Here is a 13,728-nt window from a genome sequence, read left to right as displayed (position 1 = left end):
CGCCGATGACCAGGCGGGCGGAGGAGCCCCACGGCGTCGAGATCGTCCCGACCTCCTGGTCGGGGGTGGCGACGGGCACCTCGTGGAAGCCGGAGCGGACACCGTCCAGGGCGGCGAGCACACCGGCGTTCACCGAATCGCGTGACGACCCACCGAGGATCACGCCGGTCACGGCCAGCGGATCGGTGGTGCCCACGACGAGGGTGGCCGTGTACAGCAGGCTGTAGGTGCCTTCGCCGAGGGTGCCGGTCTTCAGTCCCGTGATCCCGCTGGTGCCGAGAAGGCCGTTGGTGTTGTAGAGCAGGCCCGCTCCGGGGAGCGTGATCGAGGGGGTGGCGACGATCTGGGCGATCACCGGGTTCGCGGCGGCGAGCTTTCCGATGGCCACGAGATCGACAGGCGTGCTCGTGTTGCGCGGGCTGATGCCGGTGGGTTCGGTGATGGTCGTGCCGGTCAGCCCCTGGGCGGCGAGCCAATCCCGCGTCGCGCCCAGGAACGCGCTCTGCGACCCGAAGACGTGCGACGACAGCGCCTCGGCATAGTTGCTCGCCGAGGGGATCAGCATGGCCGCCAGGGCATCGCGCAGCGACATCGACGTGCCGGTGGGCATCGGCGCGATCGTGGCGCCCTGCACGTAGTACCGGTCGTAGAGGTCGTGGTCGGCCTTGCCGAACGTGATGGTGGGACCGGGGTCATCGACGGAGGCGAGCGGCGACGCGTCGAGGATGACGAGTGCGGTGATGAGCTTGGTGATGCTCGCGATGGGCAGGGGTTCGCCGGTCCCGCTCGACGACCAGATGCCACTCGCCCCCTCGCCCAGATAGGCGTCCGCGCCGGCGATGCTGATCGCTGACGCACCCGCCGGTGGCGTGGCGATCGACGCCGCATCGACGGCCGGGACCTGCGGTGTCTGCGTGGTCACCGCCGGCGGATCCACGGGCGCGGTGAGCGCCCACCCGATGTAGACACCGGCGGCAGCCAGCAGCACGAAGATGCAGGCGCCGGTGATGATGAGCCCCCGCCGCCTGCGCTTTCGGCGCACCTCCGGATCGATCCGATCACGGGGGGAGAGGAACTCCTGCTCGTGGGACATCAGTTCAGCGAAATCGGAGAGGTCGTCCGCCGGTGGATTCGGTGCCGTCATGGTGACACTCATCTTGGCCGACCCCTGCCGCACGCGCTATCGGCCATTCGGGGGACACGGGAACGGTCTGTCGAAGTGCGGAGCGGAAGGGGTATGGATCATTGCAGACTCGGAGATTTTCGAGGAAAATCTCCGCTTCTGCGGTAGATTCTCTCCATGCAGACGTATCGGATCGCTCGCGCAGCGCAGCTGCTCGGCGTGAGCGACGACACCGTCCGGCGTTGGATCGAACAGGGGCTGCTTCCGGTCACCGATGCCGTGCCCGCCGAGATCCCCGGCGATGCCGTCGCGGAACGGGCCGTCGCGCTCGCGGAGGAGGCGAAGAGTGCCGGAGATGTGCTCTCCAGCGCGCGCAACCGCTTCGTGGGAATCGTCACCCGGGTGCAGATCGACGGGCTGATGGCGCAGGTCGACATCCAATCCGGTCCTCACCGCGTGGTCTCGCTGATGTCTGCCGAGGCCGCGCGCGAACTGCACCTCGGGGTCGGCGCGCTCGCCACCGCCTCCGTCAAGGCGACCCAGGTCGTGGTCGAAGTACCGAAAGGCTGACATGAACCGCACGCTCCGCGCCGCCGCCGTCCTCGCCGCCGCCGCGCTCGCCCTCACCGGCTGTGCGGGCGCCACCGAGAGCACCGCCTCGCCCTCGCCGTCGGCGGAGAAGAGCGGTGTGAGCGGAGAGCTCACGGTCTATGCCGCCGCATCGCTCAGCGGGGCTTTCGATGCGATCGGCGAGGCGTTCACCGCCGAGAACCCCGACGTGCGGTTCACACCCGTCTACGACGGCTCGTCGACCCTCGTCACACAGATCCTCGAAGGAGCACCGGCCGACGTATTCGCGTCCGCCGACGAGGCGAACATGGACAAGGCGGCGGATGTGGCGGTCGATCCGACGCTGTTCGCCTCCAACACCCTCGTGATCGCGGTGCCGGCGGGCAACCCGGGCGAGGTGGAGACCCTCTCCGATCTCGCCGACGTGACCACGGTGCTGTGTGCGCCCGAGGTGCCGTGCGGTGCGGCCGCCGCGAAACTGCTCTCGACGGCGGGCGTGACGGTCGACGCCGCCAGTCTCGAGCAGAACGTCACGGCCGTGCTCACGAAGGTTGCCGCTTCCGAAGCGGATGCCGGGCTCGTGTACGCCACCGATGTGATCGGACGTGACGACGTCGAGGTGATCGTGCCCGACGGTGCCGACGACGTCGTCAACCACTACCCGATCGCCGCGCTGGCCGATGCGCCGAACGCCGAGGCGGCCGATGCGTTCGTGACGTTCGTGCTGTCGGACGCGGGTCAGAAGATCCTGGCGGACTTCGGCTTCGGGGCTCCATGAGCGTGACCGGCGCACGCGGATACGCTCCGCGCGCGCTCGCTGTTCCGGCCCTCATCGGACTGTCGTTCCTCATCCTGCCGCTGACCGCACTCGTGGCGCGGGTGCAGTGGTCGACCTTTCTCGCCGATGTGACGTCGGAGGCTGCGCTCTCGGCGCTTTTGCTTTCGCTGGGCACCGGCCTGCTGGCCACCGTGCTGTGCATCGTCGTCGGGGTGCCGCTCGCGCTCTACATCGCCCGCTCCGGGCCCCGCCTGGCCGCGGTGCTGCGTGCCGTCGTCACGGTGCCGCTGGTGCTGCCCCCCATGGTGGGCGGCGTCGCGCTGCTCTACCTGTTCGGGCGCGCGGGGTGGCTCGGCGGGCTCGGCCTGTCGTTCAGCACCCCGGCTGTCGTGCTGGCACAGACATTCGTCGCCCTGCCCTTCCTGGTGCTGGCCGTCGAAGGCGCGGTGCGCACCTCGGGCGTGGACTACGAGCGCACGGCGGCAGCGCTCGGAGCCGGACGATGGACGATCCTGCGCCGCATCACCCTGCCGCTCGCCGCGCCGGGCATCGTCGCCGGCGTCGTGCTGTGCTTCGCGCGGGCCATCGGCGAGTTCGGCGCGACGGCGCTGTTCGCCGGGAACCGGCCGGGAGTCACCCAGACGATGCCGCTCGCGATCTACACCGCGTTCAACGGTGCCGGAGTGTCGCAGGGCACGGCGGTCGCCCTCGCCCTGCTGCTGCTCGCCACCGCGATCATCGTGCTGCTGCTCGTGCGCGGCTGGCGACCGGGGGCGGCGCGATGACCCTGGCGAACGGTCTGCCGGCCGAGCGCCGCGCCGCCGTCGAACCGGGACTGCGCGCCGACATCGTGGTCGAGCGCGAGCACTTCGCCGTCGAGGTCGCCGTGCAGGCCGCGGTCGGTGAGACGGTCGCCGTCATGGGACCGAGCGGCGCGGGAAAGTCGACACTGCTGCAGGCCCTCGCGGGACTCGAGCCACTGACCGCCGGGCAGATCGACGTCGCGGGACGCGTGGTCGACCGCGTGTCCGCGCCCCGCGTGCGGACCACGCCGATGAATCGGGGCATCGTGCTGCTGGGACAGGATGCACGGCTGTTCCCGCATCTCTCGGTGCGCGAGAACGTGGCTTTCGGCCCCCGAGCTGCAGGGGCGGATGCCGGCTCGGCACGCGACCTTGCGGACGAATGGCTCGCACGCGTCGGACTCCGCGGTGCCGGCGGACGGATGCCTCGCGAGCTCTCCGGCGGGGAGGGGCAACGCGTCGCGGTCGCCCGGGCTCTCGCCGCGTCCCCGCGCGCGGTGCTGCTCGACGAGCCGCTGGTGGCGCTCGACCCGGCGACGGCCGGCGACATCCGACAGATGTTGCGTGATCAGCTGGCCGGGATCACCACGATCGCGGTCACGCACGATGCCGCGGATGCCGTCGCGCTGGCGGAGCGGCTCGTGATCATCGAGGCCGGTCGGGTCACACAGAGCGGACCGGTGCGCGCCGTCCTGTCGGCTCCGGCTTCCGGGTTCGTCGCGTCGATCGCGGGGGTCAATCGCGTGGCGGGGGTCGCCGCGGGCGGCGCCTGGCGGAACGGAGATCTGCACCTCACGACCGCGGATGCCGGCTCGCTCGCGCTCGCCGCAGTCGACGGCACCCCTCTCGCTGCGGTCTTCCGCCCCGAGCACGTGCGCGTCGTCGACGCCGCGGATCCGGATGCCTGGCGCACCGAGGTCACGCGACTCGAGCCCACCCTCGCCGGTGTGCGCGTGCAGACCGCGGGATGCGCGGTCGATGTCTCCCTCGCCGACGCTGCCGGGCTCGCGCCGGGAGATGCGGTCCACCTGCGGGTAGACCCCGCGCACGTGAGCTTCGTGCCCGTGCTCTGACGAAGTCGCCGCCGACGCTTCCGGACACTGGCAATCTGCCGGTCGTCGCCACGAAACCGGCCCTGCCCCGGTCGTCGCGGGTTACTCTCAAGAGATGACGGGGAGTGGGGAAGCGCCATGGCGGCCGTACCGGTCGTGATCGGTGTGCGCGCGCCGCGCGTCGATCCGTCTCCGCAGGCCGCCTCTCTCGCAGGAATCGGCGGAGGTCTCGTCGACACGCACGGCCGGGTGCATCGCGATCTGCGCATCTCGCTCACCGATCGCTGCTCCCTGCGCTGCACGTACTGCATGCCCGAGCAGGGCAACGAGTGGCTCGCCCGCACGAGCATCCTCTCCACCGACGAGATCGTCGAGGTGGCCGAAGTGGCCGCGGCCCTCGGCATCCGCACCTTCCGGCTCACCGGCGGCGAGCCGCTGCTGCGGACCGACATCGTCGAGGTGGTGAGGCGAATCTCCCGCATCGAGGGGGAGGGGGGCCCCGTCGAGGTCGCGATGACCACCAACGGCATCAGCCTCGCCCAGAAGCTCCCGGCCCTGATCGATGCCGGGCTCACTCGCCTCAACATCAGCATCGACACGGTCGATCGTCAGCGCTTCGCCGACCTGACCAGGCGCGACCGCCTCGACGATGTGTTCGAGGGCATCGCGGCGGCTGCGGCATCCGAGCTCCGCCCGCTCAAGCTCAACGCGGTCGCGATGCGCGGCGTCAACGACGACGAGCTGGTCGACCTGGTGGAGTTCGCGATGAGCGTCGGCGCGCAACTGCGATTCATCGAGCAGATGCCGCTCGACGCCGGACACACCTGGGACCGGGCCTCGATGGTCACGCGCGAGGAGATCCTCGCGTCGCTCGGGGAACGCTGGCGTCTCGATCCGGTCGAGGGTCGGGGAGGCGCACCCGCCGAGAAGTGGCGGATCGACGGCGGCCCGCATGAGGTCGGTGTGATCGCCTCGGTCACGGCCCCGTTCTGCGGCGCCTGCGACCGCCTGCGGCTGACGGCAGACGGCCAGCTGCGCAACTGCCTCTTCTCGCTCGCCGAGTACGACCTGACCGGGCTGCTGCGCGGAGAGTCGGCCTCCGCCCCGGGCGAGCGCGCCGATGAGATCGCCGCACTGCTGCGCTCGTGCGTGCACGGCAAGCTGCCGGGGCACGCGATCGACGACCCCTCCTTCCTGCAGCCGGCCCGCGGGATGAACGCGATCGGCGGCTGACCGGGCCCGTGCGCACCACGCAATCACGCTCGGCAGTGCTGTCGCAGCTCTGGGACGAGATCGAGAGTCTCCGTCCAGACGATCGGATCCTGGTGGCGCTCGACGGCTTCGACGGCGCAGGGAAGACGCATCTCTCTCACGAACTCTCAGCACAGGCTCGACGACGCGAAGGCCGGCCGGTCGTCGGCGTGAGCATCGACGGATTCCATCGCCCGAAGGCCGAGCGCATCGCAGCGGGCACAGGACCGGAGGGCTTCTACTCCGGTTCCTACCGATACGACGCGTTCCGCGCCTGTGTCGTCGATTCCCTGCGCGCGCACGGGGCGATCACGCCGGCTGTCTGGGACGTCGGTCGTGACGAACCCGTCGACCCTGCACCGATCGCCGTCCCTCCGACGGGGGTCGTCCTCGTCGACGGGATCTTTCTCCAGCGCCCCGAAATCGCCGCCGTGTGGGATGCCACGGTCTGGGTCCATGCGCCGTTCGAGGTCAGCGTCCCCCGGGGCAACGCCCGATTCCCGGGGAGCCACGACCCCGATCCGGAGGCGCCGTCCAACCGCCGGTACGTCGGTGGGCAGCGTCTGTACGTCGCGGAGGCCCGACCGCAGGAGCGGGCGACCTGGGTCTGGGACAACACGGTCCTCGACCGGCCGACAGTGCGGCGGAACGGGGATCCTTCGGCTTCGGCCGACTAGCGAAGACGCCGCTCGAAGACCACGTTGATCGGAGTGAACCCCATTGCCTCGAAGAACGTGTGCGCGTCGTGGTTGAACGACCACGAATCGAGTCTCACCGCATCTACGTCCTCTGCGCGCCCGATGGCGACGGCAGCGTCCATCAGTTGCTGACCGACGCCTTGTCGCCGTTGGCCGGGGTCGACAGCGATGTGGTGCACATACAGGCTCTTGGACGCGTGACGGAACGGATTCGCAGGTCGCGCGTTGACCTCGGCGAGTATGTAGCCGCCGACCGCGCCGTCCACGTCCGCGATGAGGACGATCGCACCCTCAGCTAGCTGCTCGGCGAGGAACGCACGCAGCGCCTCCGGTTCTGGCTCTCTGAAAAGATCGGGTCTCCCCTCCGCGTGTAGCAGTTGGACCCCGGCGTTGAGGGCGCTGAGCCGATCGATGTCTGCTGTTGTCGCTCTTCGAACCAACATGGCCGAAGCCTATCGACCGACGGCTTTCGGGACTTCGGAGGCTGATCCGCGGTGCGGGGCCGCGACGGCTTCTTATTCGTATACACAAATCGGTGATTTTCGTATACGCCAATGGCATGAGCGAGCACCTGTTGAACGGCAGGCCCGTGACCGACGAGCAGATCCAGGCGTGGGCAGATGAGGCCGAGGCCGGCTATGACCTGTCGACACTTCCCAAGCCGCGTCGAGGTCGACCGACCGTGGGCGATGGGCCCGGCGTGGTAATTCCGGTCCGGCTCGACGCAACCACCATCGCTGCCCTGACGGCGCGCGCTGAGGCCGAGGGCATCGCCACGCGCTCTGAGGCGATTCGCGCCGCGGTGCGCGAGTGGGCACACGTTGCCTGAACTGCACGGATCAGCCCGCAAGCACTACCGACGTGACCAACTCGACGAACTCCAAGTCGTCCCCGCCATCGTCATGTCCGGGGTGAGCGCATCGCCCCGGCCCTCTACGCGAGGAACTCCCGGGCCGCGGCCGACAGCGCGGTGACGCCGACCTCGATCGTCGGGTGGATCTCCGGTGCGAAGAACGGCGAGTGGTTGGTGGGGATGTCCTCGCCCAGGCGGCCCGCGGCGACTGCTTCGGCGAACCGGGCGGGGTCGATGCCGCCCCAGAACCAGAACACGAGGGGTGCCCCGGCGTCGCGGGCGAACCACGAGACGTCTTCGCTGCCGGTGAACATTCCGGGGTCGATGACGGCCGCCTCGCCCAGGGCGCGCTGCAGGGCCGCGGTCACCCGGACGGTGGCGTCCTCGTCGTTGATGGTGGCGGGGAGCGTGTGGTCGGTGCGGATCTCGGGCTCCCGCTCGGCGCCCGAGGCGGTGGCCTCTGCCCGCACGATGCGCTCGACGCTCGCGAGCACCTTGTCGCGCGTCTCCTCGTTCGGATAGCGCAGGCTGAGCTCGAGCTTCGCCTCGGCGGGGATGATGTTGTTCTTGAGGCCCGCGTGGATCGATCCCACGGTCACGACGGCGACGCCCTGCGGGTCGATCTCGCGCGAGGCGATGGTCTGCAGGCGCATCACGGTGGCGGCGGCCATGACGACGGGGTCGATCGTGGCATGCGGGCGCGAGCCGTGTCCGCCGCGGCCGTGCAGGGTGACGGTGAGTCCGTCGGAGGCGGCCATCTGCGTGCCGCTGCGCACGCCGATCACGCCGGCGGGCAACGGGGTCACGTGCTGGCCGAGCACCACGTCGGGCTTCGGGTAGCGGTCGAGGATCCCGTCGTCGAGCATCGCTCGCGCTCCGGCGCCGTACTCCTCGGCAGGCTGGATCAGCACGACGAGGGTGCCCGACCAGTCGGATCGCTCGGCGACGAGCTTCTCGACCGCACCGATCATGGCGGTGACGTGCATGTCGTGACCGCAGGCGTGCATGACGGGAACGGTGGTGCCCGCGGGGTCGACGCCCTTCGCCGTGCTCGCGTAGGACAGACCGGTCTGCTCCTCGACGGGCAGTGCGTCCATGTCGGCTCGCACCCAGACGACCGGGCCTTCGCCGTTGCGCAGCACTCCGACCACGCCGGTCACCCCGACGCCCTCCTCGACCTCGAGCCCCAGATCGCGCAGGTGCTGGGCGGCGATGCCGGCGGTGCGCGTCTCCTGGAACGAGAGCTCAGGATGCTGGTGCAGGTCGATGTAGAGCGCTTCGAGATCGATCGTCATGGCCCGAGCCTAGCCCGGCCGGCGGTCGTTGCCGAGGGCCCGCGATCGACGGATCAGGCGGGGTGCACGTACGTCGGCAGCGCCGGCCCGGGGTGCAGCACGGCGTTCACGATCGCCTGGATCGCGAATTCGCTGGCTCCGCCGAGCTCGACGACGTCGGGGTGCAGGAGCCACTGCAGCTGCAGACCGTCCATCACCGCGAGGATCGCGGCGGCGGCTGCGGCGATCGTGTCGGGATCGCGCACACCCTCCTGGGCGCACAGCTCGTGGAACGCCGCCGTGACCTCGCGACGCAGGGTCGTGTAGCGGTCCTCGAAGAAGTGCCGCGCCGGGTGGTCGTCGGTCACCGACTCGGCGGACAGCACCGTATAGGCCTGCACGATGCCGGGCCGCTTCTCGTTCGCGAACGCCGTGCGCACCAGATGCAGGAACAGCTCAGGTCCGTCCGGGATGTGCTTCTCGGCGAGCTCGGCGACGTCGGCCTGGTCGCGATAGGCGAGAACCTCGAGCAGCAGCTTCTGCTTCGAGCCGAAGTGGTGCAGGACGCCGGCGTGGGTGATGCCGACCTGCTCGGCCACGTCGGCCAGAGTGCCGTTGGTCGAGCCCTTGTTGCCGAAGATCTCGACGGCTGCTTTGAGGATCTGCTCGCGTTTCGCGAGGGTCGCCGGGCGCACGCGCACTGTCTGGTCGCTGTCTACCACCGCGGCCTCCTCTCCATCGTCGGGCTGTGCTTGCGATCAAACTTACTACTCGGTAACCTCACGAGAGCTTACTTTCTCGACAGTAAGCAAATCACGACAGTCGGTGGACTCCCGTCCTCCGGCGACGCAGCACAAAGACCCGTGCCCTAGGAGAAGCAATGAAGCTCAGAAAGTCTCTGATCGCCGCGACCGCGATCACCGCCCTCGGCGTATCGGCCCTCGCCGGATGCTCGGCTGGCGGTGGATCCGACGATGGCGCCGGCTCCGCATCCCTCACCATCGCGAAGCCCGATGGCGCGATCACCACCGAATCCAACAACCCCTTCGTCGGCGACTCGTCCGCCTCGAAGTACGGCTACGGCAAGGTGATCTTCGAGACCCTCGCCCTCGTAAACCAGACCGGCGACCGTGGTGTCACCCCGTGGCTCGCCGACAGCCTGGAATGGAACGACGACTACACGGTGCTCACTGTCGTTCCTCGCGCCGACGTCACCTGGAGCGACGGCGAGCCCTTCACCGCCGAAGACATCGTCTACTCCTACGAGCTCGCCTCCACCCCCGCCCTCGACACCGCGGGCCTCCAGCTCGACAGCGCTGCCGTCGACGGCGACAAGGTCGTGCTGACCTTCGCCGCGTCGAAGTACGTCAACCAGGCCCGCGCCCTGCACGTGCCGATCGTCCCGAAGCACATCTGGGAGAACCTCGACGACCCGGCCACCGACCCCGTCAAGGGCGACGACCTGGTGGGTACCGGACCCTACGTCCTCTCGAACTGGTCGACCGAGTCGGTCACGCTCGACGCCCGCGACGACTACTGGGGCGGCGACCTGGCCGTGCCCGAGCTGCACTACGTCTCGTACGGCGACAACACCGCGCTCACCACGGCCCTCGCGAACGGCGACGCCGACTGGGCGCAGGCGTTCATCCCGCAGATCGAGGAGCAGTTCCTCTCGGCCGATCCCGAGCACAACAAGTTCTGGGCGGCTCCCACCACCGGTTCCGCGACGCTGTTCATGAACCTGCAGCAGAAGCCGTTCGACGACCCGGCCTTCCGTCAGGCGCTCGCCTGGGTGATCGACCGCGACGCCTACGTCGACATCGCCCGCGAAGGCGCCAGCGAGGCCGTCTGGTCGGTGACGGGACTCTCCTCGATCCTCGACGACGAGATCCAGCCCGAGTTCCAGGGCAAGGAGTACGCGGTCGACGCCGAGAAGGCCCGCGAACTGCTCACCACCGCCGGGTACACCTGGAAGGACGACGCGCTGATCGACCCCGACGGCGCACCCGTCTCGTTCACGCTCTCCGTCCCCTCCGGCTGGAGCGACTGGAACACCGCGCAGGAGCTGATCGCCGAAGACGTCACGGAGGCCATCGGCGCCGAGGTCAAGATCGACATGCCCGACTGGGGCGGCTGGGCCGATCCCCGAGACAACGGCACGTTCTCCGCGATCATCCACTGGCTCGAGGACAGTGGCACGGCCTACGGCCTGTACACCTCGACCATGGACCCGCGATGGATCTCGGACGGGAAGGCCGGCTTCAACTTCGGTCGCTTCGACGACCCGACGGCGACGGCCGCGCTGAACTCCTACGCCAACGCCTCGTCGGACGAGGAGCGCACCGCCGCGGTCGACACGCTGCAGACGATCTTCTCCGAGCAGGTGCCGGCCATCCCGCTGGGCGCGCACCCGCTGCTGGGCGAGTTCAACACCCGCAACTACGTCGGATGGCCTTCGGAAGAGGACCCGTACGCGTCTGCCGACCCGACTCAGCAGAACATCGTGCAGATCCTCACGAAGCTGAAGCCCGCCGAGTAAGCAGCATCCTGCCGGGGAGCCCGCCTCGACGACGGTGCGGGCTCCCCTGATCAGGTCGACGAAGGACACCCTCATGCCAGACCCCCTGCTCAGCGTGCGCGACTTCTCGGTCGTGTACGACGTCGATCCGCCCGTCGAGGCGGTGAAGAACGTCACCCTCGAACTGCAGCGCGGCGAGATCCTCGGTCTCGCCGGTGAGAGCGGATGCGGCAAGACCACGCTCGCCTACGGTGTGCAGCGCCTGCTGCGGGCACCCGCGGTCATCACCGGCGGCAGTGTGACCTTCCACGATGTGACCGGGGTCGACATCGACATCAACGCCCTCGGCGTGGATGCCATGCAGCGGTTCCGCTGGGACAAGGTCTCGATGGTGTTCCAGGGGGCGATGAACGCCCTCAACCCGGTGGCGACGATCGGTTCGCAGCTGGAGGACGTCTTCGAGATCCACCGCCCGGACATGAACCGCAAGCAGCGGCGCGCCGAAGCCGAGGAGCTGCTGGAGATCGTGAAGGTCGGACGCCAGCGCGTGCGCTCCTTCCCGCACGAACTGTCCGGCGGCATGCGCCAGCGCGTGATGATCGCGATGGCCCTCGCGCTGCGTCCGCAGCTGATGGTCATGGACGAGCCGACGACCGCCCTCGATGTGCTGGTCCAGCGGGAGATCCTCAAGCAGATCTCGCAGCTGCGGCACGAATTCGGCTTCTCGGTGATCTTCATCACCCACGACCTTCCGCTGCTCCTGGAGATCAGCGACCGGATCGCGATCATGCGGGAGGGCGAGATCATCGAGCTCGCGACCGCGGAACGCATCTGGACGCAGCCCGAGCACGAGTACACGAAGACACTGCTGTCGTCGTTCCCCCGGCTCACCGGGGAGAGAGGGGTGCTGGTGCGATGACCACCCTCGAATTCCGCGGTGTCACCAAGGCCTACAACGTGCGCGGGGCGGGCCAGATCAAGGCCCTCGACGACGTGAGCTTCACCCTGACCTCCGGGCGCACGATCGGGCTGGTCGGCCAGTCCGGGAGCGGCAAGTCGACGATCGCGAAGATCCTCACCCAGCTTGAGACCCCGACCAGCGGAGAGGTGCTGCTCGACGGCACGCCCATCCCTCGTCGTGGCAAGGGGCTCCGGAAGTACCGGCAGCAGCTGCGCATGGTGTTCCAGGACCCGTTCGCCTCGCTCAACCCGTACCACTCGATCCGCTATCACCTGGAGCGGCCGATCCGTCTCGACGACGTCGTGCCGAAGAAGCAGACGGAGGACGAGGTGCGCCGGCTCCTCGCGCGCGTGCGCCTGGACGCGGACGCGGTGATCGATCGACGCCCGCACGAGCTGTCGGGTGGCCAGCGGCAGCGCGTGGCCATCGCCCGTGCCCTGGCCTCGCGCCCCTCGCTCCTCGTCGCCGACGAGCCCGTGTCGATGCTCGACGTGTCGATCCGCCTCGGCGTGCTGAACCTGCTCGCCGATCTGCAGCGCGAAGAGGGGCTCGGCGTGCTCTACATCACCCACGACCTCGCGACCGCCCGCCACTTCAGCGACGAGATCATGGTCCTCAACCAGGGCCGCGTCGTGGAGTACGGCGCCGCCGACGACGTGATCCTCCATCCGCAGGACCCGTACACGCGGGAACTGCGCTCCGCTTCCCCCGACCCGGACACCTTCTTCGCGCAGGCCGCATCGAACGGAGGCACCCTGTGAGCACCGCATTCCCCCAGCTCGACGACAACGACCTGGTCGCCCGCGACGCCCTCGAGGTCGGCACCACCGCCACCGCGGCAGAACGCGGACGCCGACGTGTGCCGTGGCGCTTCTTCGCCGGCCGAGCCGCCTTCTACCTGTTCACCCTGTGGGCGGCCATCACCATCAACTTCTTCCTTCCGCGCCTCATGAAGGGCGACGCGGTCAGCTCCTACCTCGCGCGCAACCGCAACGTGAGCCCCGAGGCCGCCGATGCCCTGCGCATCCTGCTCGGCATCGACACCGACAAGTCGATCTGGCAGCAGTACCTCGAGTACTGGGGGATGCTGCTGCGCGGAGACCTCGGCATCTCGACCCTGCACGGTCTGCGGCCCGTGGCGGAGGTCCTCGCCGCCGCCCTCCCGTGGACGCTGGGTCTCGTCGGCATCGCGACCATCATCTCCTTCACGATCGGCACGATCGCCGGGGCCGTCGTCGGCTGGAAGCGCGGCAGCAAGCTCGACGCGATCATCCCGGTGACCACGTTCTTCAACACCATCCCGTACTTCTGGCTCGGACTCATCGCGATCGCGATCTTCTCCTCGACCCTGAAGTGGTTCCCCTCATCGCACGCGTACGACAAGGGTCAATCCCCGGAGTGGAGCTTCGACTTCATCGGCCAGGTGATCATGCACGGCACGCTGCCGGCGCTGACGATCGTGGTCGCCTCGCTGGGCGGATGGGTGCTCGGCATGCGCAACATGATGCTGACCGTGCTCGACGACGACTACATCACCGTGGCTCAGGCCAAGGGCATGCCCAACAAGCGCGTCCTCTGGGGCTATGCCGCTCGCAACGCCGTGCTGCCGCAGATCCAGAGCTTCGCGCTGTCGATCGGCTTCATCGTCGGCGGCACGATCGTTATGGAGATGGTGTTCAGCTATCCGGGCGTCGGCAAGCTGCTGCTCGACGCGACCAACGCCAAGGACTTCGCTCTCATGCAGGGCGTGTTCCTCGTGATCACGCTGTCGGTGCTCGTGGCCAACATCCTCGCGGATGTCGTCTACGCCTACCTCGACCCGCGCACGCGCCAGATGGAGTCCTGAC

At 69.0% G+C, this 13,728-nt stretch carries 15 protein-coding genes; 11 read left to right on the top strand and 4 right to left on the bottom strand.

The window, feature by feature from the left end; genetic code table 11:
* Nucleotides 1-1,144: D-alanyl-D-alanine carboxypeptidase family protein (locus L687_RS28775; RefSeq protein ID WP_021199268.1), on the bottom strand; the 1,144-nt coding region annotated here is incomplete at its 3' end.
* A gap of 156 nt (nucleotides 1,145-1,300) precedes the next feature.
* On the opposite strand from L687_RS28775, the gene L687_RS28770 reads away from it, so the two are divergent.
* The 6 genes from L687_RS28770 to L687_RS28745 all read left to right on the top strand — a co-directional run bounded on the left by L687_RS28770 (nucleotide 1,301) and on the right by L687_RS28745 (nucleotide 6,254).
* Nucleotides 1,301-1,693 (top strand): TOBE domain-containing protein, encoded by a 393-nt coding sequence (locus L687_RS28770; RefSeq protein ID WP_021199267.1) that lies wholly within the window; start codon nucleotides 1,301-1,303, stop codon nucleotides 1,691-1,693.
* A gap of 1 nt (nucleotide 1,694) precedes the next feature.
* Complete coding sequence (gene modA, locus L687_RS28765) at nucleotides 1,695-2,471, top strand: molybdate ABC transporter substrate-binding protein (RefSeq protein WP_021199266.1); 777 nt, start codon at nucleotides 1,695-1,697, stop codon at nucleotides 2,469-2,471.
* Nucleotides 2,468-3,256 (top strand): molybdate ABC transporter permease subunit, encoded by a 789-nt coding sequence (modB, locus tag L687_RS28760; RefSeq protein ID WP_021199265.1) that lies wholly within the window; start codon nucleotides 2,468-2,470, stop codon nucleotides 3,254-3,256. The genes modA and modB overlap by 4 nt, the downstream gene beginning before the upstream one ends.
* Complete coding sequence (locus tag L687_RS28755; protein WP_021199264.1) at nucleotides 3,253-4,347, top strand: sulfate/molybdate ABC transporter ATP-binding protein; 1,095 nt, start codon at nucleotides 3,253-3,255, stop codon at nucleotides 4,345-4,347. The genes modB and L687_RS28755 overlap by 4 nt, the downstream gene beginning before the upstream one ends.
* Nucleotides 4,348-4,464: 117 nt before the next feature.
* Nucleotides 4,465-5,559 (top strand): GTP 3',8-cyclase MoaA, encoded by a 1,095-nt coding sequence (gene moaA, locus L687_RS28750; protein WP_021199263.1) that lies wholly within the window; start codon nucleotides 4,465-4,467, stop codon nucleotides 5,557-5,559.
* 8 nt (nucleotides 5,560-5,567) lie between these two features.
* Entirely contained in the window at nucleotides 5,568-6,254 is a 687-nt protein-coding gene (locus L687_RS28745; protein ID WP_021199262.1) for a hypothetical protein, read from the top strand.
* On the opposite strand, the gene L687_RS28740 is transcribed toward L687_RS28745, so the two are convergent.
* The gene (locus L687_RS28740) at nucleotides 6,251-6,718 is read right to left on the bottom strand and encodes a GNAT family N-acetyltransferase (protein ID WP_021199261.1); all 468 of its coding nucleotides are present in this window, start codon (nucleotides 6,716-6,718) and stop codon (nucleotides 6,251-6,253) included. The genes L687_RS28745 and L687_RS28740 overlap by 4 nt on opposite strands.
* Before the next feature lie 116 nt (nucleotides 6,719-6,834).
* Here L687_RS28740 and L687_RS28735 point away from each other — a divergent pair, with 116 nt between their 5' ends.
* Nucleotides 6,835-7,104 carry a ribbon-helix-helix protein, CopG family gene (locus L687_RS28735; RefSeq protein ID WP_021199260.1) on the top strand — a complete coding sequence of 90 codons (270 nt, stop codon included), beginning with the start codon at nucleotides 6,835-6,837 and terminating at the stop codon, nucleotides 7,102-7,104.
* 104 nt (nucleotides 7,105-7,208) lie between these two features.
* On the opposite strand, the gene L687_RS28730 is transcribed toward L687_RS28735, so the two are convergent.
* On the bottom strand, nucleotides 7,209-8,423 hold the full coding sequence (locus L687_RS28730) for an amidohydrolase (RefSeq protein ID WP_021199259.1): 1,215 nt from the start codon (nucleotides 8,421-8,423) through the stop codon (nucleotides 7,209-7,211).
* 53 nt (nucleotides 8,424-8,476) lie between these two features.
* Nucleotides 8,477-9,124, bottom strand: a complete 648-nt coding sequence (locus tag L687_RS28725; RefSeq protein ID WP_021199258.1) for a TetR/AcrR family transcriptional regulator — start codon at nucleotides 9,122-9,124, stop codon at nucleotides 8,477-8,479.
* Between the two features lie 158 nt (nucleotides 9,125-9,282).
* Here L687_RS28725 and L687_RS28720 point away from each other — a divergent pair, with 158 nt between their 5' ends.
* From L687_RS28720 to L687_RS28705, 4 genes are all read left to right on the top strand, one after another.
* On the top strand, nucleotides 9,283-10,941 hold the full coding sequence (locus L687_RS28720) for an ABC transporter substrate-binding protein (RefSeq protein WP_021199257.1): 1,659 nt from the start codon (nucleotides 9,283-9,285) through the stop codon (nucleotides 10,939-10,941).
* Between the two features lie 73 nt (nucleotides 10,942-11,014).
* Nucleotides 11,015-11,839: an ABC transporter ATP-binding protein gene (locus L687_RS28715; protein ID WP_021199256.1), complete on the top strand. Its 825-nt coding sequence runs from the start codon at nucleotides 11,015-11,017 to the stop codon at nucleotides 11,837-11,839.
* The gene (locus L687_RS28710) at nucleotides 11,836-12,642 is read left to right on the top strand and encodes an ABC transporter ATP-binding protein (protein ID WP_021199255.1); all 807 of its coding nucleotides are present in this window, start codon (nucleotides 11,836-11,838) and stop codon (nucleotides 12,640-12,642) included. The genes L687_RS28715 and L687_RS28710 overlap by 4 nt, the downstream gene beginning before the upstream one ends.
* A complete protein-coding gene (locus tag L687_RS28705; RefSeq protein ID WP_021199254.1) occupies nucleotides 12,639-13,727 on the top strand; it encodes an ABC transporter permease in 1,089 nt (362 codons plus the stop codon). The genes L687_RS28710 and L687_RS28705 overlap by 4 nt, the downstream gene beginning before the upstream one ends.
* Nucleotide 13,728: the final 1 nt, after the last annotated feature.

Source organism: Microbacterium maritypicum MF109 (genome assembly GCF_000455825.1).
Classification (GTDB): Bacteria; Actinomycetota; Actinomycetes; order Actinomycetales; family Microbacteriaceae; genus Microbacterium; species Microbacterium maritypicum_A.
The sequence above is the reverse complement of the archived record's forward strand: the minus strand, read 5'-3'. Positions and strand labels throughout refer to the sequence as shown.

What these genes read in the sequence shown, in the direction of transcription:
- modA (WP_021199266.1), top strand. Translation starts at nt 1,695, where the DNA reads ATGAACCGCACGCTCCGCGCCGCCGCCGTCCTCGCCGCCGCCGCGCTC.
- L687_RS28730 (WP_021199259.1), bottom strand. Translation starts at nt 8,423, where the DNA reads ATGACGATCGATCTCGAAGCGCTCTACATCGACCTGCACCAGCATCCT.
- L687_RS28740 (WP_021199261.1), bottom strand. Translation starts at nt 6,718, where the DNA reads ATGTTGGTTCGAAGAGCGACAACAGCAGACATCGATCGGCTCAGCGCC.
- moaA (WP_021199263.1), top strand. Translation starts at nt 4,465, where the DNA reads ATGGCGGCCGTACCGGTCGTGATCGGTGTGCGCGCGCCGCGCGTCGAT.
- modB (WP_021199265.1), top strand. Translation starts at nt 2,468, where the DNA reads ATGAGCGTGACCGGCGCACGCGGATACGCTCCGCGCGCGCTCGCTGTT.
- L687_RS28755 (WP_021199264.1), top strand. Translation starts at nt 3,253, where the DNA reads ATGACCCTGGCGAACGGTCTGCCGGCCGAGCGCCGCGCCGCCGTCGAA.
- L687_RS28720 (WP_021199257.1), top strand. Translation starts at nt 9,283, where the DNA reads ATGAAGCTCAGAAAGTCTCTGATCGCCGCGACCGCGATCACCGCCCTC.
- L687_RS28710 (WP_021199255.1), top strand. Translation starts at nt 11,836, where the DNA reads ATGACCACCCTCGAATTCCGCGGTGTCACCAAGGCCTACAACGTGCGC.
- L687_RS28735 (WP_021199260.1), top strand. Translation starts at nt 6,835, where the DNA reads ATGAGCGAGCACCTGTTGAACGGCAGGCCCGTGACCGACGAGCAGATC.
- L687_RS28715 (WP_021199256.1), top strand. Translation starts at nt 11,015, where the DNA reads ATGCCAGACCCCCTGCTCAGCGTGCGCGACTTCTCGGTCGTGTACGAC.
- L687_RS28770 (WP_021199267.1), top strand. Translation starts at nt 1,301, where the DNA reads ATGCAGACGTATCGGATCGCTCGCGCAGCGCAGCTGCTCGGCGTGAGC.